21 protein-coding genes are annotated in these 20,143 nt (G+C 69.5%); 5 read left to right on the top strand and 16 right to left on the bottom strand.

Annotated elements, in window-relative coordinates; all coding sequences use genetic code 11:
- Nucleotides 1-3 precede the first annotated feature (3 nt).
- A complete protein-coding gene (locus tag ACFLIM_RS28480; protein WP_393170568.1) occupies nt 4-828 on the top strand; it encodes a class II fructose-bisphosphate aldolase in 825 nt (274 codons plus the stop codon).
- Here the strand turns inward: ACFLIM_RS28480 and ACFLIM_RS28475 are convergent.
- The 6 genes from ACFLIM_RS28475 to guaB all read right to left on the bottom strand — a co-directional run bounded on the left by ACFLIM_RS28475 (nt 818) and on the right by guaB (nt 6,300).
- Nucleotides 818-1,252, bottom strand: a complete 435-nt coding sequence (locus ACFLIM_RS28475) for a GNAT family N-acetyltransferase (protein ID WP_393170566.1) — start codon at nt 1,250-1,252, stop codon at nt 818-820. The genes ACFLIM_RS28480 and ACFLIM_RS28475 overlap by 11 nt on opposite strands.
- A complete protein-coding gene (locus ACFLIM_RS28470) occupies nt 1,249-2,025 on the bottom strand; it encodes a phosphotransferase family protein (protein ID WP_393170564.1) in 777 nt (258 codons plus the stop codon). Before ACFLIM_RS28470 ends, ACFLIM_RS28475 begins: the two co-directional genes overlap by 4 nt.
- Nucleotides 2,026-2,136: 111 nt before the next feature.
- Nucleotides 2,137-3,339, bottom strand: a complete 1,203-nt coding sequence (locus tag ACFLIM_RS28465; RefSeq protein ID WP_393170562.1) for an RNA polymerase sigma factor — start codon at nt 3,337-3,339, stop codon at nt 2,137-2,139.
- Between the two features lie 81 nt (nt 3,340-3,420).
- Nucleotides 3,421-3,669: a hypothetical protein gene (locus ACFLIM_RS28460; protein WP_393170560.1), complete on the bottom strand. Its 249-nt coding sequence runs from the start codon at nt 3,667-3,669 to the stop codon at nt 3,421-3,423.
- A 23-nt stretch (nt 3,670-3,692) separates the two neighbouring features.
- Complete coding sequence (locus ACFLIM_RS28455) at nt 3,693-4,814, bottom strand: GuaB3 family IMP dehydrogenase-related protein (protein WP_393170559.1); 1,122 nt, start codon at nt 4,812-4,814, stop codon at nt 3,693-3,695.
- A gap of 4 nt (nt 4,815-4,818) precedes the next feature.
- Nucleotides 4,819-6,300 carry an IMP dehydrogenase gene (gene guaB / locus ACFLIM_RS28450; protein ID WP_393170557.1) on the bottom strand — a complete coding sequence of 494 codons (1,482 nt, stop codon included), beginning with the start codon at nt 6,298-6,300 and terminating at the stop codon, nt 4,819-4,821.
- Between the two features lie 465 nt (nt 6,301-6,765).
- Here guaB and ACFLIM_RS28445 point away from each other — a divergent pair, with 465 nt between their 5' ends.
- On the top strand, nt 6,766-7,776 hold the full coding sequence (locus tag ACFLIM_RS28445) for a helix-turn-helix transcriptional regulator (protein WP_393170556.1): 1,011 nt from the start codon (nt 6,766-6,768) through the stop codon (nt 7,774-7,776).
- Between the two features lie 202 nt (nt 7,777-7,978).
- Nucleotides 7,979-8,356, top strand: coding sequence for a DUF5319 domain-containing protein (locus tag ACFLIM_RS28440; protein WP_393170555.1), 378 nt, complete (start codon nt 7,979-7,981; stop codon nt 8,354-8,356).
- Between the two features lie 109 nt (nt 8,357-8,465).
- Here ACFLIM_RS28440 and ACFLIM_RS28435 read toward each other — a convergent pair whose 3' ends face one another.
- From ACFLIM_RS28435 to groES, 4 genes are all read right to left on the bottom strand, one after another.
- Nucleotides 8,466-9,101: a sigma-70 family RNA polymerase sigma factor gene (locus ACFLIM_RS28435; RefSeq protein ID WP_393170792.1), complete on the bottom strand. Its 636-nt coding sequence runs from the start codon at nt 9,099-9,101 to the stop codon at nt 8,466-8,468.
- 274 nt (nt 9,102-9,375) lie between these two features.
- Nucleotides 9,376-9,984 carry a DUF7711 family protein gene (locus ACFLIM_RS28430; protein ID WP_393170553.1) on the bottom strand — a complete coding sequence of 203 codons (609 nt, stop codon included), beginning with the start codon at nt 9,982-9,984 and terminating at the stop codon, nt 9,376-9,378.
- Nucleotides 9,985-10,090: 106 nt separating this feature from the next.
- A complete protein-coding gene (groL, locus tag ACFLIM_RS28425; protein WP_393170551.1) occupies nt 10,091-11,710 on the bottom strand; it encodes a chaperonin GroEL in 1,620 nt (539 codons plus the stop codon).
- Between the two features lie 72 nt (nt 11,711-11,782).
- Nucleotides 11,783-12,094 carry a co-chaperone GroES gene (gene groES / locus ACFLIM_RS28420; protein ID WP_043623565.1) on the bottom strand — a complete coding sequence of 104 codons (312 nt, stop codon included), beginning with the start codon at nt 12,092-12,094 and terminating at the stop codon, nt 11,783-11,785.
- Between the two features lie 267 nt (nt 12,095-12,361).
- Here groES and ACFLIM_RS28415 point away from each other — a divergent pair, with 267 nt between their 5' ends.
- Together ACFLIM_RS28415 and ACFLIM_RS28410 are read left to right on the top strand one after the other, a co-directional pair.
- Nucleotides 12,362-13,588: a THUMP-like domain-containing protein gene (locus tag ACFLIM_RS28415; protein ID WP_393170549.1), complete on the top strand. Its 1,227-nt coding sequence runs from the start codon at nt 12,362-12,364 to the stop codon at nt 13,586-13,588.
- A gap of 197 nt (nt 13,589-13,785) precedes the next feature.
- The gene (locus ACFLIM_RS28410; RefSeq protein ID WP_393170547.1) at nt 13,786-15,639 is read left to right on the top strand and encodes a hypothetical protein; all 1,854 of its coding nucleotides are present in this window, start codon (nt 13,786-13,788) and stop codon (nt 15,637-15,639) included.
- 148 nt (nt 15,640-15,787) lie between these two features.
- Here ACFLIM_RS28410 and tsaD read toward each other — a convergent pair whose 3' ends face one another.
- The 6 genes from tsaD to ACFLIM_RS28380 are packed head-to-tail and all read right to left on the bottom strand — an operon-like array spanning nt 15,788 to nt 20,119.
- On the bottom strand, nt 15,788-16,819 hold the full coding sequence (gene tsaD / locus ACFLIM_RS28405) for a tRNA (adenosine(37)-N6)-threonylcarbamoyltransferase complex transferase subunit TsaD (protein ID WP_393170545.1): 1,032 nt from the start codon (nt 16,817-16,819) through the stop codon (nt 15,788-15,790).
- Nucleotides 16,812-17,243, bottom strand: a complete 432-nt coding sequence (rimI, locus tag ACFLIM_RS28400; protein ID WP_393170790.1) for a ribosomal protein S18-alanine N-acetyltransferase — start codon at nt 17,241-17,243, stop codon at nt 16,812-16,814. The genes tsaD and rimI overlap by 8 nt, the downstream gene beginning before the upstream one ends.
- Nucleotides 17,244-17,254: 11 nt before the next feature.
- On the bottom strand, nt 17,255-17,902 hold the full coding sequence (gene tsaB, locus ACFLIM_RS28395; RefSeq protein WP_393170544.1) for a tRNA (adenosine(37)-N6)-threonylcarbamoyltransferase complex dimerization subunit type 1 TsaB: 648 nt from the start codon (nt 17,900-17,902) through the stop codon (nt 17,255-17,257).
- Nucleotides 17,903-17,929: 27 nt separating this feature from the next.
- Nucleotides 17,930-18,859, bottom strand: coding sequence for an aminoglycoside phosphotransferase family protein (locus ACFLIM_RS28390; RefSeq protein WP_393170542.1), 930 nt, complete (start codon nt 18,857-18,859; stop codon nt 17,930-17,932).
- A gap of 33 nt (nt 18,860-18,892) precedes the next feature.
- Nucleotides 18,893-19,432 carry a class F sortase gene (locus ACFLIM_RS28385; protein WP_393170540.1) on the bottom strand — a complete coding sequence of 180 codons (540 nt, stop codon included), beginning with the start codon at nt 19,430-19,432 and terminating at the stop codon, nt 18,893-18,895.
- Between the two features lie 3 nt (nt 19,433-19,435).
- The gene (locus tag ACFLIM_RS28380; RefSeq protein WP_393170538.1) at nt 19,436-20,119 is read right to left on the bottom strand and encodes a hypothetical protein; all 684 of its coding nucleotides are present in this window, start codon (nt 20,117-20,119) and stop codon (nt 19,436-19,438) included.
- Nucleotides 20,120-20,143: the final 24 nt, after the last annotated feature.

Below are 20,143 nucleotides of genomic sequence, written 5' to 3'. Positions count from 1 at the left end.
TTCATGCCCCTCGCCGCCATCGGCGACATCGTCCGCAGCTCGCCCGCAGGGGTTGGCGCGTTCAACGTGATCCAGCTCGAACACGCCACCGCCATCGTGACCGGCGCCGAGGCCCTGGGCCTGCCGGTCGTGCTGCAGATCAGCGAGAACTGCGTGCGGTACCACGGCGCGCTGGAGCCCGTCGCGCTGGCCGCGCTCGCGGTCGCCAGGCGAGCCGAGGTGCCGGTCGCGGTCCACCTGGACCACGCCACCGGCCGCGCGCTCGTGGAGGAGGCGGTGGAGCTGGGGCTGGGCTCGGTGATGTACGACGCCTCGGCACTGCCCGACGAGGAGAACGTACGCGCCACGGCCGAGGTGGCGGCCTGGTGCCACGAGCGCGGGGTGTGGGTGGAGGCCGAGCTGGGCGAGGTCGGGGGCAAGGACGGCGTGCACGCGCCCGGTGCCCGCACCAAGCCGCACGAGGCGGTCGACTACGTGGCCAGGACCGGCGTGGACGCGCTGGCCGTGGCCGTGGGCACCTCGCACGCGATGACCACCAAGGACGCGGTGCTGGACCTGGAGCTCATCGCCGAGTTGCGGACCGCGGTGCCGGTGCCGCTGGTGCTGCACGGCTCGTCGGGGGTGCCCGACGACGTGCTGCGCGAGGCCGTACGGCACGGCATGAAGAAGATCAACATCGCGACCCACCTGAACAAGGCGTTCACCGGCGCCGTACGCGACTACCTGATCCACGACGAGCGCGTGGTCGACTCCCGCAAATACCTCAAAGCCGGCCGGGACGCGGTGGCCAGAGAGGTCACGCACCTGCTCGGCGTCCTCACGGGCTGAGCTCCTTGCGCATCATCACGGCGGAGCGGCCCTTGACTCCCTGACGGCCGGTCTCGACATAGCCGAGGGATTCGTACAGGGCGATGTTCGAGGCCATCTTGACGTTCGTGTAGAGGCGCAGGGCGGGCAGTCCCAGCCTGCGCGCCTCCTCCTCGGCGTAGGCCATCAGCCCGCGCCCGAGGCCCCTGCCGTGGCGCTCGGGGTCTACGGCGACGTTCTCCACCAGCAGGACGCCGTCCTCGGGGACGAGCACGATCAGCCCGTCGAGGTCATCGGTGACGTGCACCAGACCCGCGCCGACGAGCGCGCCGTAGTCGGCCTCCATCGGCACCGGCCGCATGCCGACGACCTCGATCCACGGCGAGTAGGCGTCGTGCACGAGCCGCTCGACGGCGGCCTGATCCTCGGGGCAGGCCAGTCTCATGCGCCCAATGTTGTCAGGACCCGTTCGACCTGCCGCTGGAAGGTGCCCGGCGGGTTGCGCGGGTGCTCGTGCGACAGCAGGAACAGCCAGATGAGCGCCTGCACCTTGCGGCATTCGCGCATCCGCCGCTCCTCCTGCGGATTCAGCTCGAACCGGTGCGCGATCTCCACCTCGCCGTCCACCCACATGGACACGTGCTCGGCCAGCTCGGCCAGCTCGAACGCCAGGTCGCTGCGCCCGGAGTCCTCGAAGTCGACGATGCGGACGCGAGTGCCGTCCCACAGGAAGTTGGCCAGGTTGCCGTCGCCGGCCCCGAACACCGGCGTGACCCCCGACTCGCCCGGCGACCACCTCTCCAGCCAGCGCAGGCCCTCCTTCACGGCCCGGTCCGCCGCCGGATCTCTCGGCTCCCAGGCCGCGCTCCGCCGCCTGACCCAGTCGACGACCGCCTCGCGCTGCCACGGGCGTACCGGGACGATCTGGAGCACGTCGGGCGGCACCGCCGTGTGCAACTCGGTGAGTGCCTCGACCAGAGCCGACACGTGCACGGCCTGCGTGAACAGCCCGCGTAGCGGCACCCCGTCGATCCTGGACATCGTCACCACGCCGTCCTCGTAGCCGATCGGCTCGGGGGCCAGGCCGGGGGCGTGCTCGGCCAGCAGGTGCAGCGCGCGCCATTCGCGCTCGGCCGCGCCCGGCTTGCTGTCGATGTACCGCTTGATCACGACGTCGCCGGCGAAGGCCAGCTCATGCGTGTGCCGTAGATCGGCCATACCCGCATGCTAGGGCAAAAGGCGTTCGACAGCGCTGGTCACGAGCGTGTGGATCTCCTTCTCGCCGAACAGGCCGGGCAACGTGAGCCGCTCGACGATCAGCCAGTTCATCTAGTCGTGCCCCGCCCGCCGCCGCAGGAAGTCCCGCTCCACCTCGTTGCCCGCCCGCGCGATCGCAGCCACGTACGCCTGCGCCGCCTCGGACTCGCGCCCAACCCGCCGCAGCAGATCGGCCCGTACGGCATGGAACAGGTAGTAGTCATCAGGCCCCTCGAGCAGCCCCAACGCCACCTCGGGCCCGTCCACCTCGGCCACCGCCGCTGCCCGGTGCACCGCCACGACAGGGCTGGGATCGAACGCCAGCAGCAGGTCGTAGAGCTGCACGATCTGCCCCCAATCCGTGTCCCCCACGGTCGCCGCGTCGCTGTGGACGGCATTGATGGCCGCCTGGATCTGGTAGGGGCCAGGCTGATCCCGGCGCAGGCACCGCCGTACGATGCCCTGCCCCTCCTCGATGAGCCCCCGGTCCCACAACCCCCGATCCTGTTCGCCCAGCAACACCAGCTCACCGCTCCGAGCCGTCCGTGCGGGACGCCGCGCCTCGATGAGCAACATCAGCGCCAGCAACCCCATGACCTCGGGCTCGTCAGGCATCAGCGTGGCCAGCACGCGCCCGAGCCTGATCGCCTCGGCGCAGAGATCCTCCCGGACGAGCCGATCGCCCGAGCTGGCCGTGTACCCCTCGTTGAAGATCAGATAAACCACGGCCAGCACCGCCCGCAGCCGATCGGGCAGGTCGTCCTCCTCCGGAATCCGGTACGGGATCCCCGCGTCCCGGATCTTGTTCTTGGCCCGCACCAGCCGCTGGGCCATGGTGGGTTCGGGCACCAGGAACGCGCGAGCGATCTCCGCCGTGGTCAGCCCACCGAGCAACCGCAAAGTAAGTGCAACCCGCACATTGGTGGCCAGTGCGGGGTGACAACAGGTGAAAATCAACCGCAACCGATCGTCACGCACGGGTCCCTCCTCAGGAGGTTCGTCCGCGGCCTGCAACAGCGCGGCCTGCGCGTGTTTGCCGGGCCGCGCCGACTCCCTGCGCAGCCGGTCGATCGCCCGGTTGCGCGCGGTCGTGATGATCCACCCGGCCGGGCTCGGCGGCACCCCGGCGGCCGGCCACTGCCGCACCGCCACGGCAAACGCCTCCTGCACCGCCTCCTCAGCGAGGTCGATGTCCCCGAAGATACGCACCAGCACGGCGACCGCCCGCCCGTACTCCTCGCGGAACACCCGCTCCACCCCGGAAACGGCTGACATGTCCCCTCCCGCTGGAAGCGCCGAAACCCGACATGTCACCAGCGCGTGACACGACCCGGCTCAGGAACCGCCCGCCGCCGGTCAGCCGCGGGCGCTGCGCTCCATGTCCTCGACCGCGTTCTTGGCCGTGAGCAGGGAGGCCCCGGTCGCCTTCCGGTAGATCTTGATGGCCAGAATGGTCTTCCCGTCCCGCAACGCCCGGTAGAAGTCCGGCGGCAGGGCCGGCCCGTTGGCATCGGCGGCGACCAGCTCGGGATCGACGCCGAGATGCCGCTGCAGAAAGGCGACCTGCTCCTCAAGCCGGGCAACTCTATCCTCAAGGGATTCCATGCCCGGAACCCTACTGCGGGTGCTCACCGCTGGATCGGCGCGACCACGACCTCGACGCGCTGGAACTCCTTGATGTCCGAATAACCGGTCGAAGCCATGGTCCGCTTCAGCGCGCCCATCAGGTTCATCGAGCCGTCCGCCACGCTCGACGGCCCGTGCAGGATCTGCTCCAGCGTCCCCACCGTCCCGAACTCGACCCGCCGTCCCCGCGGCAGATCCGGGTGGTGCGCCTCCGACCCCCAGTGGAAGCCGTGCCCGGGCGCCTCGGCCGCCCGGGCCAGCGGCGACCCCACCATCACGGCGTCGGCCCCGCACGCGATCGCCTTGGCGATGTCTCCCGACGTGCCCATGCCGCCGTCCGCGATCACATGCACGTAGCGCCCGCCCGACTCGTCCATGTAGTCCCGCCGCGCCGCCGCCACGTCCGAGATCGCCGTGGCCATCGGCACGGCCACCCCCAGTACGTTGCGCGTCGTGTGCGAGGCCCCGCCGCCGAAGCCGACCAGCACACCGGCCGCACCGGTGCGCATCAGGTGCAGGGCGGCCGTATACGTGGCACACCCGCCCACGATGACCGGTACGTCCAGCTCGTAGATGAACTGCTTGAGGTTGAGCGGCTCGGCCCGCCCCGACACGTGCTCGGCGGAAACCGTCGTGCCGCGGATGACGAAGATGTCCACACCCGCGTCGATCACGGTCTTGTGGTACTGCACGGTACGCTGCGGCGACAACCGCACGGCCGTGGTCACCCCGGAGGCCCGGATCTCCTCGATCCTGCGGCCGATCAGCTCCTCCTGGATCGGTGCCGCGTAGATCTCCTGGAGCCGCCTGGTGGCCGCCGCCGAGTCGAGGGCCGCGCACTCCTCCAGCAGCGGCGACGGGTCCTCGTACCGGGTCCAGAGCCCTTCGAGGTCGAGCGGCGCCAGCCCGCCGAGCCGGCCGATCTCGATCGCGGTGGCGGGGGAGACCACGCTGTCCATGGGAGCGACGACCACGGGCAGCTCGAACCGGTAGGCGTCGATCTGCCAGGCGATCGAGACCTCTTCCGGGTCACGGGTGCGCCGCGAGGGCACCAGGCCGATCTCGTCCAGCGAGTACGCCCGCCGCCCGCTCTTCCCCCGGCCGATCTCCACCTGCTGAGTCATGGACTTACCTTCTGTGATAGTTCGGAGCTTCCACGGTCATCTGGATGTCGTGGGGATGGCTCTCCTTGAGACCCGCCGCCGTGATCGGCATGAGCTCGCAGTCGGTGTGCATCTGGGTGATCGTGCGGCAGCCGGCGTACCACATGCCCTGCCGCAACCCGCCGATGAGCTGGTGCGCGACGGCCGCGACCGGCCCGCGGTAGGGCACCTGACCCTCGATGCCCTCGGGGATGTACTTGTCCTCGCCGCCGACGTCCGCCTGGGCGTAGCGGTCCTTGCTGAAAGAGGTGCCGCCGCGCTCGCGATTGCGTACGGCGCCGAGCGACCCCATCCCCCGGTACGACTTGAACTGCTTGCCGTTGATGAAGATCAGCTCACCGGGCGACTCCTCGCACCCGGCGAGCAACGAGCCCAGCATGACCGTGTCCGCACCGGCCGCGATGGCCTTGACGATGTCCCCGGAATACTGCAGCCCGCCGTCCCCGATGACCGGCACACCGGCGGGCGCACACGCTTGGGAAGCCTCGTAAATGGCCGTGACCTGCGGCGCCCCGACCCCGGCCACCACCCGGGTGGTGCAGATGGACCCCGGCCCCACGCCCACCTTGACCGCGTCCGCCCCGGCGTCGACCAGCATCTGCGCCCCGGCCCTGGTCGCGATGTTGCCGCCGATGACCTCGACCTTGCTGTTGGCCTTGACCTTCGCGATCATCTCGGCCAGCCCCCTGGAGTGCCCGTGGGCCACGTCCACGACCACCACGTCGACCCCGGCCTCGATCAGCGCCTTGGCCCTGACCTCGGCGTCGCCGCCGACGCCCACGGCCGCCCCCACGACCAGACGGCCGTCGGCGTCTTTGGTGGACAGGGGATACTGCTCGCTCTTGGTGAAGTCCTTGACCGTGATCAGCCCGCGCAACCGGCCGTCGGAGTCGACCAGCGGCAGCTTCTCGATCTTGTTCGCCCTGAGCAGGGCGAACGCGTCGTCGCGCGACACCCCCACCGGCGCGGTGACCAGCGGCATCTTGGTCATGACCGCGCGCACGGGCCGCGACTGGTCGGTCTCGAACCGCATATCACGATTTGTCACGATCCCAAGCAGTGTGCCCGACATGTCCGTCACAGGCACACCCGAGATCCGGTACGTCGCGCACAACCGCTCGACGTCGGCCAGCGTGTCGTCCGGGCTGCAGGTCACCGGATTGGTGACCATCCCGGCCTCGGACCGCTTGACCAGGTCAACCTGCTGGGCCTGCTCCTCGACCGACAGGTTGCGATGCAGGATGCCGATGCCGCCCTGCCGCGCCATGGCGACCGCCATGCGGGCCTCGGTAACGGTGTCCATGGCCGCGGAGACCAGCGGGATGGATAGCGTGATGCCCCGGGACAGGCGCGACCTGGTGTCGGCCTCCCCCGGCTGGAGGTCTGAATATCCGGGCACCAGCAGCACATCATCGAAGGTCAGACCCGTCTCGGTGAACTTGGACATGCCGCGGCCCCTCCTGCCTCTGCACTGATTCAGCCAAGTCTAGGGCCTGCCTCCAAAACGCGTTTCACGGCCTCACTCCGTGAGGCGGGCTCGGTCGCCAGACGCCGCCGCCGGATGCCGGGAGCACGATGACCCCCACGGCCCGTCGTACTCCCGGCATCGAAAGAGCCGGAGGATGGGACGGTCGGTGATCCGTCCCATCCTCCGGCCACCGGCACCCGGGCGAGGCGGCGCATCGCGCCACCGAACCCCCCTCCGCGTCCTGATGGCTAAGCGCTTCCGCGCCCTTCAGGATGCCGACGCTAGGTAAAGACTGCGTTACTCAACGGAACAACGCAATGTGAAAACGTGCAATTGCACGAAGTTGCACGTCCCATCCGGCGAGTCATCGGAACGAGCGGACACAAGCGTAATGCGGAGTTATCCTCGCGGCACGCCCGTGTCCCCCCAACGGAGCCGCCCCTAATGCGCAACGACCCCACAACCGTGTCCGATCCCTTCGAGACGCTGGGCCTCGACCCTGCCCAGACCGCGCTCTACTCGGCGATCCTGCGTCTGCACAGAGCCACCCGCACCGATCTCGCGCAGGCCATGGACGGACCCGTCGAGAAGATCGCCCGCCAGCTCGACGACCTGGTCAAGCTGGGGGTGGTGGACGAGCAGTCCGGGGAATACCTGGCCAGGCACCCCGCCGCGGCGCTCGGCCGGCTGATCGCCGAGCGGCTCGACCGGCTGGCCGAGGAGAGCCGCATGATCGACTCCGCGCTCGGCTCGATCCGCGGCCTGATCCGCGACTACGACGCCGGGCGTGACTACCAGAGCGGCCATTTCACGGTGGAGATGGTGAGCGGGGCGGACGTGCTGTACGAGAGCGTGGTGGGCATCGCCGTACAGTCCCCGCCAATGGCATTACTCACCGGCATTCCCGACGAGCGCACCATGACCGACTTTGCCCGGAAATTTGCGGATCCATGGATTGATGCGCAGAAACGAGACCTCCTCACGGTCCAAGCGATCATCCCAGTCACCACCCTCCTGTTGCCGGGCGTCCGCGACATGCTCACCCGCCTGCTCGAAACCGGCGGCAAAGTACGCACGCTGGACCGGGTGCCGAGCTGGTTCATGACCGCGGGCTCCGAGGTCGCCGGCCTACCCGCGCTGTGGGGCGGCAACCTGCCCGACCACGCGTACAACTTCTATCTCGTACGCACCCCGATCGTCGTGGGCGTGCTCCGCGCGCTCTTCAACGAGCTGTGGGGCAGAGCCGTACCCCTGCCATGGAGCCGCGGGGGCGACGGGATGGTGCAGGTGCTGCGCCTGGCGGCACAGGGCATGTGCGACGACTCGATAGCCCGCCAGCTGGGCGTCTCGGTCAGGACGGTCCGGGCCAGATTCGCGGACGCCATAGCCCAACTGGGCGCCCAATCACGCTTCCACGCGGGGGTGGAGGCGACCAGACGCGGATGGCTGAGCTAACGGCTCGCAGACCCGGAACCTGGCACCCCGTCAGCCCCTACTGCCCCTGCACCGGAACGTCCCCACCAGCGGGACGACGCCACTGATCCGCCACAAGCTCGCGGACGGCTGAGCCTGCAACCTGCGGATGGCTGATCCGTCATGCGGCGGATGGCTGAGCCAATACCCACCGCTCGAGCCGCTTCGGTCATATGGTGGGAAGGTGCTGGAAGACGTCCCCCGCGACCCGTTCGCGGACGACCCGAACGACCCTTCCTCGGCGATGGACGCGCTCGACGACGCCGAGCCACTCACCGCGGCCGAGCGCGACGAGGCCATCACCGACCTCGCCGACGTCGAGGTCTTTCGCTCCCTGCTCGAACCGCAGGGCGTGCTCGGCCTCGTGCTCGACTGCCCGGAATGCGGCGAGCAGCACTTCTTCGACTGGGAGCTGCTGCGCGGCAACCTACGACAGATGATCGAGAAAGGCCAGCCGCAGGTCCACGAGCCGGCCTTTCACCCGGACCCGGCCGACTATGTCAGCTGGGAGTACGCCAGAGGCTATGTCGATGGCGTCATCGACACGGAGGAACGCCGCTGACCGACATCATCCAGCAGCACGGCCAGCAACCGCACCGCTGGATCGCCTGAGTCAGGCACCTCTCCACGACCGAGCGCGTCGAGCAGCGCATCGGTCTCGTCCTCTGGCGTCAAGCCGACTCCAGCTCGGCCATCTGCCGCAACCTGGCCAGCGCCCGATGCTGAGCGACGCGGACCGCACCTGGTGACATACCGAGTACATTACCGGTCTCCTCAGCCGACAGCCCCGACACCACCCGCATCAGCAGCAACTCCCTCTGATTCTCGGGCAGCCTGGCCAGCAACCTGCGCGCGTACTCGACCTCGATGTAGCGGACCACCGTCTCCTCTGGCCCGGGCCCGTCGTCCGGCCCATCGGGCAGATCCTGAGTAGGTACGGCCGAACGCACGGAACTCCGCAGCGCATCGGCCACTTTGTGCGAGGCGATCCCGAACACGAAGGAGGCGAAGGGCCGCCCCATGTCCCGGTATCGCGGCAGCGCGGACAGGACCGCGATGCACACCTCCTGGGCTACGTCATCGGCAATGTGATATTGCCCTGAAACCCTGCCCAGCCTGGCACGGCAATACCGCACCACCATCGGACGCAACTCACCTAGCAAGGATTCGATCGCACTGCGATCTCCCTGCACGGCGAGGCTTGTCAGTTCCCTAAGGTCGGAGTCATCCGTCCGTGCCGGAAGTCTCGACGCGAGCCTTACCCCAATTTTGGCGTCGGCGACGCTTCCCTCGCTCACGTTAGGCATGATGCCCGCACTGATCGGGCCTGTCGTCATGGCGAACGGCTACGGATTGGTCACATTGAAGCGACGATAACAAACAGTAATCGAACGACCACACTAAGCCTTAACTACTGACATAATATTTCATCCGATAACCCGCAATGCACGACAATTGTCAGACCATAGACGCTTATCACCCACTCCCGGTTTACTCCAATAACCCACCTTCTCCCCCACTTTCCCCCAAACCGCCAGGAGCTCCAGACGGGATCCCGGCGGACAAGCGAGGGCCCGCCCGTCAACGGGAATCCGATCGTTCATCGTGTACGTCGAGCAGATCCAGATACCCCTGAACGGCCTCCCACAGGTGATGCTCCGGATACCGGCCGAGCCCGCGATGCTCCCGACGCCACTGGCGGTCCCAGTACGAGCCGTGTACAGCGCGCAAGTGGTCCAGGGCCGTCTGGAGCTCACCGGCGACCTGGGCCCGCTCCTCCTCAGCATCAGGCGTCACCCGGCGCAGCAGGTTGAAGCGACGCCCGGCCAGCGCATCGAGCACGGCTTTCTCGGGCCCACCCAGTGACCAGAACCGGACCGGGCTACGGATGAGGTGGTTCCCCACCGGATCCTGGAAGGAGCGCCACCAGTAGGCGATTCCACCTTTGTCCAGCCGCAGGAAGTCGACCAGCCACGCGGTGCCCGGCGGATGAGACCCCCAAGCCACCTTCTCCGGCGGCAGGTTCAGCACGAAGACGACCTCGATGTGATCAATGGGATCGGCTCCGTCCAGCAGGTCGCCGAAGACGTACGCCTCGCGCAGGAACGGCTCTTCCGTCGGTACGCGTTTGGTCTGCTCACACGCCTCGGCGAGCATCCGCAACCGCTCCGCCGCCCGCCCGTATCGCATCCTCCACCGCCTCCTCACACTCGATTCCGGTACGGCACCACAAAACCCGCACGGCCCGCACCCCCTCCGAAGGGGTGCGGGCCGTGGCGAGAGGGACGGGGACCGGTCAGTGGCCGTGGCCGTGACCGTGACCCTGGCCGTTGGCCGGGGCCTCCTCCTCGGGCTTGTCCACCACGAGCACCTCGGTGGTGAGCAGCATGCCCGCGATCGAAGCCGCGTTCTGCACGGCCGACCGCGTGACCTTCACCGGGTCGATGACACCCTGGTCGATCAGGTTGCCGTATTCGCCGGTGGCCGCGTTGAGGCCCTCGCCGGGCGACAGCTCGGCGATCTTGTGCGTCACCACGTAGCCCTCGAGGCCGGCGTTCTCGGCGATCCAGCGGGCCGGCTCCACCAGGGCGCGGCGTACGACGCCGACACCCGTGGCCTCGTCGCCCGTCAGGCCGAGGTCGTCGAGGTCCTTGGAGACGTGGATCAGCGCGGAGCCACCGCCGGAGACGATGCCCTCCTCGATGGCGGCGCGCGTCGCGGAGATCGCGTCCTCCAGGCGGTGCTTCTTCTCCTTCAGCTCCACCTCGGTGGCGGCGCCGACACGCAGCACGCACACACCGCCGGCGAGCTTGGCCAGCCGCTCCTGCAGCTTCTCGCGGTCCCAGTCGGAGTCGGACTGCTCGATGGCAATCTTGATCTCCTTGACGCGGTCCTCGATGGCCTGCGCGTCGCCGGCGCCGTCGACAATGGTCGTGGCGTCCTTGGTGACGACGACGCGGCGGGCCTGGCCGAGCACCTCGAGGCCGACGTGCTCGAGCTTGAGGCCGACCTCCTCGCTGACGACCTGGCCGCCGGTGAGGATGGCCATGTCCTGCAGCATCGCCTTGCGGCGGTCGCCGAAGCCGGGGGCTTTGACGCCCACGGAGGTGAACGTGCCGCGGATCTTGTTGGTGACCAGGACGGCCAGGGCCTCGCCCTCGACGTCCTCGGCGACCACGAGCAGCGGCTTCTTCGTCTGGGCGATCTGCTCCAGCAGCGGCAGGAAGTCCGCGATGGAGGCGATCTTGCTCTGGGTGAGCAGGATGTAGGCGTCCTCGAGGACGGACTCCATCCGCTCGGGGTCGGTCACCATGTAGGCCGACAGGTAGCCCTTGTCGAACTGCATGCCCTCGGTGAACTCGAGCTCCATGCCCATGGCGTTGGACTCTTCGACGGTGAGGACACCGTCCTTGCCCACCTTGTCGAACGCCTCGGCGATCAGGTCGCCGATCTGCGCGTCCTGAGCGGAGATCGTCGCGACGTTGGCGATCTCCTTCTTGTCCTCGACCGGGCGGGCGCTGGCGAGCAGCTTGTCGCTGATCACCTTGGCGGCCTTGTCGATGCCGCGCTTGAGCGACAGCGGCGACGCGCCGGCGGCCACGTTGCGCAGGCCCTCGCGGACCATGGCCTGGGCCAGGACGGTCGCGGTGGTGGTGCCGTCGCCCGCGATGTCGTTGGTCTTGGTGGCAACTTCCTTGGCGAGCTGGGCGCCGAGGTTTTCGTAGCGCTCCTCCAGCTCGATCTCACGAGCGATGGTCACACCATCGTTCGTGATCGTCGGAGCACCGAACTTCTTGTCGATGACGACGTTGCGGCCACGCGGGCCGAGGGTAACCTTCACGGCGTCCGCGAGGGCGTTCACACCACGCTCAAGAGCGCGGCGGGCGTCCTCGTTGAACTCCAGGATCTTCGCCATTGCTGAATGTCCTCTCCTAGCGTCGAAAGCCCCGGCCGCCCTCACAAGCGCCCGGGGCTCGACACATCCGGCTTACTTCTCGATGATCGCGAGAACATCGCGGGCGGAGAGCACGAGGTACTCCTCGCCGCCGTACTTGACCTCGGTGCCGCCGTACTTGCTGTAGAGGACGATGTCGCCCTCCGAGACGTCGAGCGGAATCCGCTTGTCGCCGTCCTCGTCCCAGTTGCCAGGGCCCACCGCGAGGACCTTGCCCTCTTGCGGCTTCTCCTTGGCGGTGTCCGGGATGACCAGGCCGGAAGCGGTGGTCTGCTCGGCCTCTAGCGGCTGAACCACAATGCGGTCGCCGAGCGGCTTAACGGGAACCTTGGTGGCGGTCGTCACGATCGGACCTCCCCTTCAGATTTGTTTGATCTAGAAGAGGCGACCAGCTGGGCCTGCCGTCGCGGGTGTCAGACCTGCCTCGTCGCACGTTGGCACTCTCAAGGGGAGAGTGCCAACAGGAAACATATGCAAGAGGGGCTTGACAGTCAACACGAACGCGTCTGCTGAGAGCGATCAGACCCAGGGACCTTCCCCTAGACACCTACCACTTGACCTCTCATGGCGCGTCGGTACGAGCGCTCCCGCAGGGCGATAACGTCGTGTGATGTGGACCTCGACGCCTTCACCGCACTGCTGACCCCGCTCGGGCAGCGAGCGCTCGCCGAGGCCCAGGAGCTGACCGCCGCCGACCCGGTCGCCGCCGCCACGAAACTCCGCAAGACGTACGACGCCGCGCTCACCTCCGCCGCCCTCACCCAGGCCGGGCTCAGGGAACGGGCCAGGGCCAAGTTCGGCGAGGACGCCGGGCGGATGTACTTCACGCCGCACGGCCTGGAGCAGGCCACCCGGACCGAGGTGGCCGAGCACCGCGCCCGCCGCATCATCGCCGCGTCCCCGGCGGACGGGCCGAGGGTGGTGGATGCCTGTTGCGGCATCGGTGGCGACTTCCTCGCGCTGGCCCGGGCCGGCTGCACCGTGACAGCCGTGGACACCGACCCACTGACCGTGGCCGTGGCCAGGGCCAACGCCGAGGCGCTCGGGCTGGGGACCAGGATCACGGTGACCGTGGGGGACGCGGCGAGCATCAGGCCCGAAGAGTACGACGTCCTGTTCGCCGACCCGGCCCGGCGTACGAGCAGGGGCAGGACGTTCGACCCCATGGCCTACTCACCGCCGTGGCCCGTGGTGCTGGACCTGCTCTCCGGGGCCCGCAGGGCGTGCCTCAAGGTCGCCCCCGGCATCCCGTACGAGTTCATCCCCGAAGGCGCCGAGACCGAATGGGTCTCGTTCAAGGGCGAGGTCAAGGAAGCGACCCTCTGGAACTGGCCGAAGACCGACCAGAAGGCCGACCAGGAGGGCGGCCGGAGCGGCGGGCAGGAGGGCGGTGGGAGGCGGGCCACGCTGCTGCCGGGCGGGCACACCCTGACGGCCACCGGAGCCCAGGCCCCCGTCGGCCCCGTCGGGCGCTACCTCTTCGAGCCGGACGGCGCCGCGATCCGCGCGCACCTCGTCGGCGAGGTGGCCGAAATGGTCGACGGCCGCCTGCCCGACCCGATGATCGCCTACATCACCGGCGATGACCCGATAGAAACCCCATGGGCCGCGAGATACGAAATAGCGGAAGTCCTGCCGTTCTCGCTAAAAAGGCTCCGGGCCGAACTCCGAAGGCGGCAAATCGGTAATGTCACCATCAAGAAGCGCGGCTCCGCCATCGACATCGAACGCCTGCGCACCGACCTCCGACTAAACGGCGACAAGTCTGCAGTAATCATCTTGACCCGGATTATCGATAAACCATCGGTACTCATCTGCAACACGCCCCCACCAGCCTGAACGCCACCGAAACCGGTCATTGAGCGGCTAAGCGCGATCTTTCAATTCACCCCTGACGGACCTTGATCGAGAGGCTAAGGTGGGCGGGCGGGAGTTCTTCCCCCTAATGCGGTTAACCGCGTTCTCGCTCTTTCATCTGCAAACCGGACCTACCCCACCGCTGCGCGGCAGACCGTCGGCGAGCGAAGGAGCTTTCGGTGGACAATTCCAACCACACCACCCTTCTTCAGGCAGGCGCCCATACCGCCGTCTCCGAGCGAATGCGAGATCTGCTCAACCGCGCCGCCCAAGACCACGTGTACGAGCAGCGCACGCAGGGAGCCGTGCTCGACGAGATCCGCCAGCGGCTCGAAGGCATGGAGTGGCTGCTGCGCGAGGTCCGCGAACGCGAGCTCGGCGGCCTCAGCGGCACCCTGGAGGCGGTCAGCGGGCGGCTGGACGACATCACCGCCAAGCCGCCGATGTGGGCGGAGGGGCTGGCACAGCACGTGGAGGCCGTACGCGACCATGTGGACGCCGTCGGGGAGCGGGTGGGCAACGTGGACGCCCGCGTGGCGCCGGTCTCCGAGTTGCCGAGTCTCTGGGCCGACCTCGGCACCGTGGGCGAGAGCGTGGACGAAGCGCTCAACCGGCTGCAGTCCGTACTCGACACCACTGATGGCATCACCAGGGGGATGTCGGACTTCGCCACCAAGCTGGCCAGTCTCAACTCCAGCATGGAGGCCGCCGCCGGCCGCTTCACCAGGCTCGACAAGTCAATGTCGGAGCTGACCGCCCGCACCGACCGCGTGGAGATCGTGGTCAGCGAGGTGTCGGAGGGCGTCGCCGGCACGGCCGAGCAGGTGGCCATCAAGATGGACGCCGCCGAGCAACGGCTCACCGCCCGCCTCGACGAGACCGACCAAGGTCTCACCGTACGGCTGGAGCAGACCGACCAGAGCCTCAACGCACGCCTGGAAGAGACTGACCAGCGAATCACTGCCCGGCTGCACGAAACCGACAAAGGGCTCACCGCCCGGCTGGACGAGACCGACCAGCGCCTGGCCAGGAGCCTCCTCGAGGCGGACGACCGGCTCGTCACCCGGCTCAAGGAGGCCGACGATCAGGTCGCGGCCCGCCTGGCCGACGTCGAGCAACGCCTCACGACCAGGCTGGACGAGACCGACCAGCACCTCGCCGTGCAACTCGGCGAGAGCGAGCAGCGCCTGACGGCCAGGCTCAGCGGCGTGGACGCCCGGCTCGACCGGGCCGAGGGCAAGCTCACGGGCCTGGACAGCAGGCTGACCGGCTTCGACAGCCGTCTGGAGTCCGCCGACGAGTGCCTGGCCGACATCGACACCAGGCTCGACGGCATCGACGGCAGGGTGGGCGGCGTCGACAAGCGGCTCACGTCCATGGACAGCCAGCTCGGCGCGGTCAACAAGCGGCTGGGCACCGTGGACGGCCACCTCGGGCGCCACGACGACCGCTTCGACGCGCTCGACGTACGCGTCGATGCCCGCTTCACCACGCTCGACGAGCGCTTGGCGACCACCGACCAGCACCTCAGCGAGGGCGCCACCCGCAACGAGGGCCGCTTCAACAAGCTCGACACCCAGATGGACGCCATCGACGAGCGGCTGGTCGAGGCCGAGGAGCACCTGAGCGGCCGCTTCGACTCCGTGGACACCCGCTTCAACGGCCTCGAAACCCACATGAACGGCCTGGCCACCCGCGCCGAGCAGGCCGGTGAGCACCTTGAGGCCGTGGACGACCGCATCGAGGCCGTCGGCCAGCGGGTGGGCCAGCTCCCCGCCGCCCTGGCCATCCCCGAGCGGGTCGGCGAGCTGATCCGGTCGCAGGCCGGCGACCAGGCCGAGCGCCTCACCGCCGCCGCCGACGCCCTCACCGAGCTCGTACGTTCCCGCCCCGACCGCGACGAGCTGGCCGACACGGTCACCGGCATCGTCCACCCCGCGACCAACGACCTGACCAAGCGCCTCGGCGCCCTGGAGGAGACCATGCTGGCCCTGGCCGAGGCCCTCCTGCGCCCGTCCAGGGCCAAGGACTGACCGCTCGGACGGTGCAGCAGGCGCCGTTGCGGCGGCCTGCCACGTGCGGGTCAGCGGGCGTCGCCCTGGAGGCGCTGTGCCACGTGCGGCGGTTGGCGTGACCTTGGCTCCGCCGTACAAGATGGGGTTTTAGGGACGTCCGCGCGGCTCAGACGTGCACCGTGGTGATCGGCAGCGAGGAGTCGGCCGGGATCTCCAGCGTCGACGGCGTGATGCCGGCCGCCACCAGGTCGGAGCCCAGGGCGGCGACCATGGCGCCGTTGTCGGTGCACAACCCGGGACGCGGCACCCGCAGGCGTACGCCGGCCGCGTCGCACCGCTCCTGGGCCAGCGCGCGCAGCCGGGAGTTGGCCGCCACGCCGCCGCCGATCAGCAGGTCGCCCACGTCGTATCGCTTGCACGCCTGCAGTGCCTTGCGGGTCAGCACGTCGACCACGGCCTCCTGGAAGGAGGCGGCCACGTCGGGCACGTGGATGGTCTGCCCCGACGCCTCCCGGGCCTCGACCCAGCGCGCCACGGCCGTCTTGAGCCCGGAGAAGGAGAAGTCCAGCGTGCCGTCGTCGACCTTGCCCCTGGGGAACGCGATCGCCGTGCCCGAGCCGTCGCGAGCCGCCCGGTCGATGTGCGGCCCGCCGGGGAACGGCAGCCCCAGCACCCGCGCCACCTTGTCGAACGCCTCGCCGGCCGCGTCGTCGACCGTGGACCCGAGCGAGATCACGTCCGCGGCCACGTCGGGCACCAGCAGCAGCGACGAGTGGCCGCCCGACACCAGCATGGCGACGCAGGGCTTCGGCAGCGGCCCGTGTTCCAGCTGGTCGACGGCGACGTGGGCGGCCAGGTGGTTGACGCCGTAGAGGGGCACGCCGAGGCCGAGCGCGTAGGACTTGGCGGCGGCCACGCCGACCAGCAGCGCCCCGGCCAGCCCCGGGCCCGCGGTGACGGCGATGGCGTCGATGTCGGAGAACTTCAGCCCGGCCTCGGCCAGCGCGGCCTCCACGGTCGGCGTCATGGCCTCCAGGTGCGCCCGCGAGGCCACCTCGGGCACCACGCCACCGAACCTGGCGTGCTCGTCCATGCTGGAGGCGATCGTGTCGGCCAGCAGCGTGTGGCCCCTGACGATGCCGATGCCGGTCTCGTCGCAGGACGTCTCGATCCCCAGGACCAGGGGTTCGTCAGTCATCGAGCTTCCTTCTCATCATGATCGCGTCGGTGCCGTCGTCGTAGTAGCGGCGGCGGGTACCGATGTCCTCGAACCCGAAATGCCGGTAAACCGTCTGCGCCCGCGGGTTGTCCGCGCGTACTTCCAGGAAGATCTCCCGAGCGCCCCTGCGGCGCGCCTCGGCCAGCAGCTCGGTCAGCATCGCGCTGCCGATGCCCGTGCCCTGGTGCTTGTCCAGCACCGCGATGGTCTGCACGTCGGCCTGGTCGGCCGCGGCGGCGAGCCCCGCGTACGCGACGATCACGTCGTCCACCAGGGCCACCACGTAGTGCCGCGAGCGTGGCATCTCGGACAGCTCGCCGCGCATCATGCCCTCGCTCCACGCGTCGAGCGGGAACGTGGCCCGCTCGATCACCATGACCGCCGGCAGATCCGCCTCGGTCATCTGCCTCAGCTTCACGCCGTCACCCTCTTGGGCGCGCCCGGCACCACGGCGTCGGGTCTGCGCAGGTAGATCGGGCGCGGCGGGTCGAGCGGCGTGCCCTCGGCGAGCCGCTCGGCCGCCAGGGCGCCCAGAGCCCCCGCGAACGGGTACGGCGGCACGTCACCCCGGTGTCCCAATATTTCGGGATAAAGAGCGGCACCGGCCCCCACGACCGGCAACCCCTCGATCGGCACCTCGGCCGGCCGGTCCACGAACGGCCCGTCGAGCCGGGTGCGCATGTCCGCGTATCGCGCCCAGAACACCTCTTTGCGCCGCGCGTCGGTCGCCACCAGGAACGGCTCGCCGAGCCCGCTGCCGTAGGCGACCGCGTCGAGCGTGCACACGCCGTAGGCGGGCACTCCGAGCGTGGTGGCGAGCCCCTGCGCGGTCATCAGCCCCACGCGCAACCCGGTGTACGGCCCGGGGCCGCTGCCCGCCACGATGGCCGTCACGTCGCGCAACACCGCGCCCGCCTCGCTCAGCACGAGCTCGATGGTGGGCACGAGCAGCTCGCCGTGGCGCCGGGCGTCGATCGTCGTCGACTCGGCGAGCACCCGCTCCCCGTCGTGCAGCGCGGCGGTGACGGCGGGCGTCGCGGTATCAAAGGCCAGGACCAGCACGACTGCTTAGCCTACCCGCCGGACAGGTCACACCCAGCCGGTACGCTGCTTCAGCCAGTCGAGCGCGACCACGCCCTGAGCCCGCTGGAACGCGCGCACCGTGGGCAGCCCCGGCGGGTCCGGCAGGCGGCCGTGCCGCACGAGATAGCCGGTCAACGCGGCGACCACCGCGGTCACGGCGGGATCGGGGTCGGTGAACAGCTCGTACGGCCGCGGCCCGCCCTGCATCCCGACCGACGGCAACATGCCCACCAGATCGACCCAGGGAGCGCCGACGCAGGCCCACGGCCAGTCCACCACGTAGACGCGGTCGCCGGTGAGCAGGATGTTGTCGGCCCGCAGGTCGGCATGGACCAGGCTGTCGCCCACCGCCGCCGCGGCCCAGCCGGACTCCAGTTCGGCCAGCTCCTTGAGGTGCCGCACCGCCCACGGGTCGAGCCCGTCGGTGTCCTCCTCCAGCAGCTCGCGCCAGCCGCGGAACGCCTGGCCGAGGGCCTCGCCGATCGGCGGCGCGTCGATCGGGGAAGGGGTGAGCGCGGCCGACATCCGTTCGATGGCGCCGAGCACCCGGTCGAGCTCGTCGCGCCGCCACGGCATCTCGGGATGCCGGCCCTCGATGTCCTCGAAGACCAGCGCCACCCAGCCCTCCATCTCCAACCCGGTCAGCAGCCGGGGAGCGGGCACCGACTCCGGCAGGGCCGCGGCGATCTCGAGCTCGGCCCGGTAGATGCGCACGGAGTCGGGATTCGGCTCGGGGCCGACGGCCTTGACGAAGGCGCGCCGGCCGCCTTCGGTGCGCAACCGGACCGCGGCCGCCGGGGAGAAGCCGCCGGGCTGGGTGTTCGCCTCGACGACGGGCCCGCCGAGGAACTCCTCCACCGCCTCGCGCACCAGCGGATGGACCTCCTGCCAGGGCACGCGGGCGCCGGACGCGGGCGGGTTGGTGTCTACGCTCATGCCTCCATCGTCCCGCCGGACGCAATGCGTTTTTCAGGCCTTGGAGGCGTACACGATGATGTTGTCCAGGTATTCGCCCTTGGCGTAGTCGAACTTGCCCCCGCAGGTCACCAGCTTGAGGCCGTCTTCGACGTACACGCGCCTGGCCGGGAAGCTGTCCTTGTGCACCTGTTCGATGGAGTCCACCTTGAACCGCACGACCTTGCCGTCGCTGCGTTCGACCTCGACGGTCTCGCCCTTGCGTAGCTGCCTGAGCTTGTAGAACACGGCGGGGGCCGTCTTGGTGTCCACGTGGCCGATGATCACCGAGGCGCCCTTCTCGCCGGGGACGGCGCTGCCGGAGAACCAGCCGGCGACCTTCGGCTTCTCATAAGGGGGCAGCTCGACGTCGCCGTTCTTCGCCAGGCCGAGCTTCATCAGCGGGGCCTCGACGTCGATCGAGGGGATGTCGATGCTCTGGGGCACGACGACTGCGGCTGGGGCGGTGGTGCCGGTCTGCATGCTCCTGCCGAACGCGACCAGCAGCAGGCCCGTGACGGCACCCGCGAGCACCACCCGTCCTGGGCGGGCCATGTCCTACGACCGGCGACGCTTGATCGCCACGCCGATGCCCGCGGCCAGCGCCAGCCCGATCAGCGCGGCCGCCGGACCCATCGGGATCGAGGACTCGTCGCTGGCGTCCTGCGCGTACGTGCCGCCGCCGCCCGCCCTGGGCGCCCTGGTCGGCACGCCGGTAGGCTGCGCCTCGGCCGCGACGACCCTGAGCGTGGCCTGGCCCATGTCGTTGGTGCCGTCGCACTTGACGTCGACGCGGTACGAGCCGCGCCGGACCGTTCCCGAGACCCGCGCCTCGCCGCGTACCCAGGGTGAGCCGGCGGCCGGGGTGCTGGTCGGAGTGGGGGTGATCGACGCCGCGGGGACCTGGTTGAGCGGGACGCCGTTGACGAACGCCTTGGACTCGGCCGTGCCGGTGTGCGCGGGACCGCCGCTCGGAACCGGGCAGTTGGCCAGGACCCACACGCTGGACATCTCGCCTGCCGTGACGCGGTCGGGGTTGAGCTCGACCTTGATCGCGGGCCTGGTGGCGGTCGGCTGCGCGCTGCCGGTGACGGTGCCCGTGGGAGAGCTGGTGGGGGAGGTCGTGCCGCTGGCGGTGGGTGTCGGTGTCTGTGTCGGCGTGGTTTCCGCCGAGGCTGTGCAGCCGGTCAGACCGACCATGACGATGGCTCCCGCGTACGCGACTCGCCTGACCCTGAGCACCGGCCGCACCCCACTTTGCCGTCT

The sequence above is a fragment of the Nonomuraea marmarensis genome (assembly GCF_043197025.1).
Classification (GTDB): Bacteria; Actinomycetota; Actinomycetes; order Streptosporangiales; family Streptosporangiaceae; genus Nonomuraea; species Nonomuraea marmarensis.
This window is presented reverse-complemented; position numbering and strand designations above follow the sequence as displayed.

Bases quoted from the DNA above. Each gene is read 5' to 3' on its own strand.
- tsaD (WP_393170545.1), bottom strand. From the start codon at position 16,819: ATGACTGACGAACCCCTGGTCCTGGGGATCGAGACGTCCTGCGACGAG.
- ACFLIM_RS28445 (WP_393170556.1), top strand. From the start codon at position 6,766: ATGCGCAACGACCCCACAACCGTGTCCGATCCCTTCGAGACGCTGGGC.
- ACFLIM_RS28390 (WP_393170542.1), bottom strand. From the start codon at position 18,859: ATGAGCGTAGACACCAACCCGCCCGCGTCCGGCGCCCGCGTGCCCTGG.
- ACFLIM_RS28385 (WP_393170540.1), bottom strand. From the start codon at position 19,432: ATGGCCCGCCCAGGACGGGTGGTGCTCGCGGGTGCCGTCACGGGCCTG.
- ACFLIM_RS28480 (WP_393170568.1), top strand. From the start codon at position 4: ATGCCCCTCGCCGCCATCGGCGACATCGTCCGCAGCTCGCCCGCAGGG.
- ACFLIM_RS28435 (WP_393170792.1), bottom strand. From the start codon at position 9,101: ATGCCTAACGTGAGCGAGGGAAGCGTCGCCGACGCCAAAATTGGGGTA.
- ACFLIM_RS28460 (WP_393170560.1), bottom strand. From the start codon at position 3,669: ATGGAATCCCTTGAGGATAGAGTTGCCCGGCTTGAGGAGCAGGTCGCC.
- rimI (WP_393170790.1), bottom strand. From the start codon at position 17,243: ATGACCGAGGCGGATCTGCCGGCGGTCATGGTGATCGAGCGGGCCACG.
- ACFLIM_RS28465 (WP_393170562.1), bottom strand. From the start codon at position 3,339: ATGTCAGCCGTTTCCGGGGTGGAGCGGGTGTTCCGCGAGGAGTACGGG.
- ACFLIM_RS28475 (WP_393170566.1), bottom strand. From the start codon at position 1,252: ATGAGACTGGCCTGCCCCGAGGATCAGGCCGCCGTCGAGCGGCTCGTG.
- ACFLIM_RS28430 (WP_393170553.1), bottom strand. From the start codon at position 9,984: ATGCGATACGGGCGGGCGGCGGAGCGGTTGCGGATGCTCGCCGAGGCG.
- guaB (WP_393170557.1), bottom strand. From the start codon at position 6,300: ATGTCCAAGTTCACCGAGACGGGTCTGACCTTCGATGATGTGCTGCTG.
- groL (WP_393170551.1), bottom strand. From the start codon at position 11,710: ATGGCGAAGATCCTGGAGTTCAACGAGGACGCCCGCCGCGCTCTTGAG.
- ACFLIM_RS28470 (WP_393170564.1), bottom strand. From the start codon at position 2,025: ATGGCCGATCTACGGCACACGCATGAGCTGGCCTTCGCCGGCGACGTC.
- ACFLIM_RS28455 (WP_393170559.1), bottom strand. From the start codon at position 4,814: ATGACTCAGCAGGTGGAGATCGGCCGGGGGAAGAGCGGGCGGCGGGCG.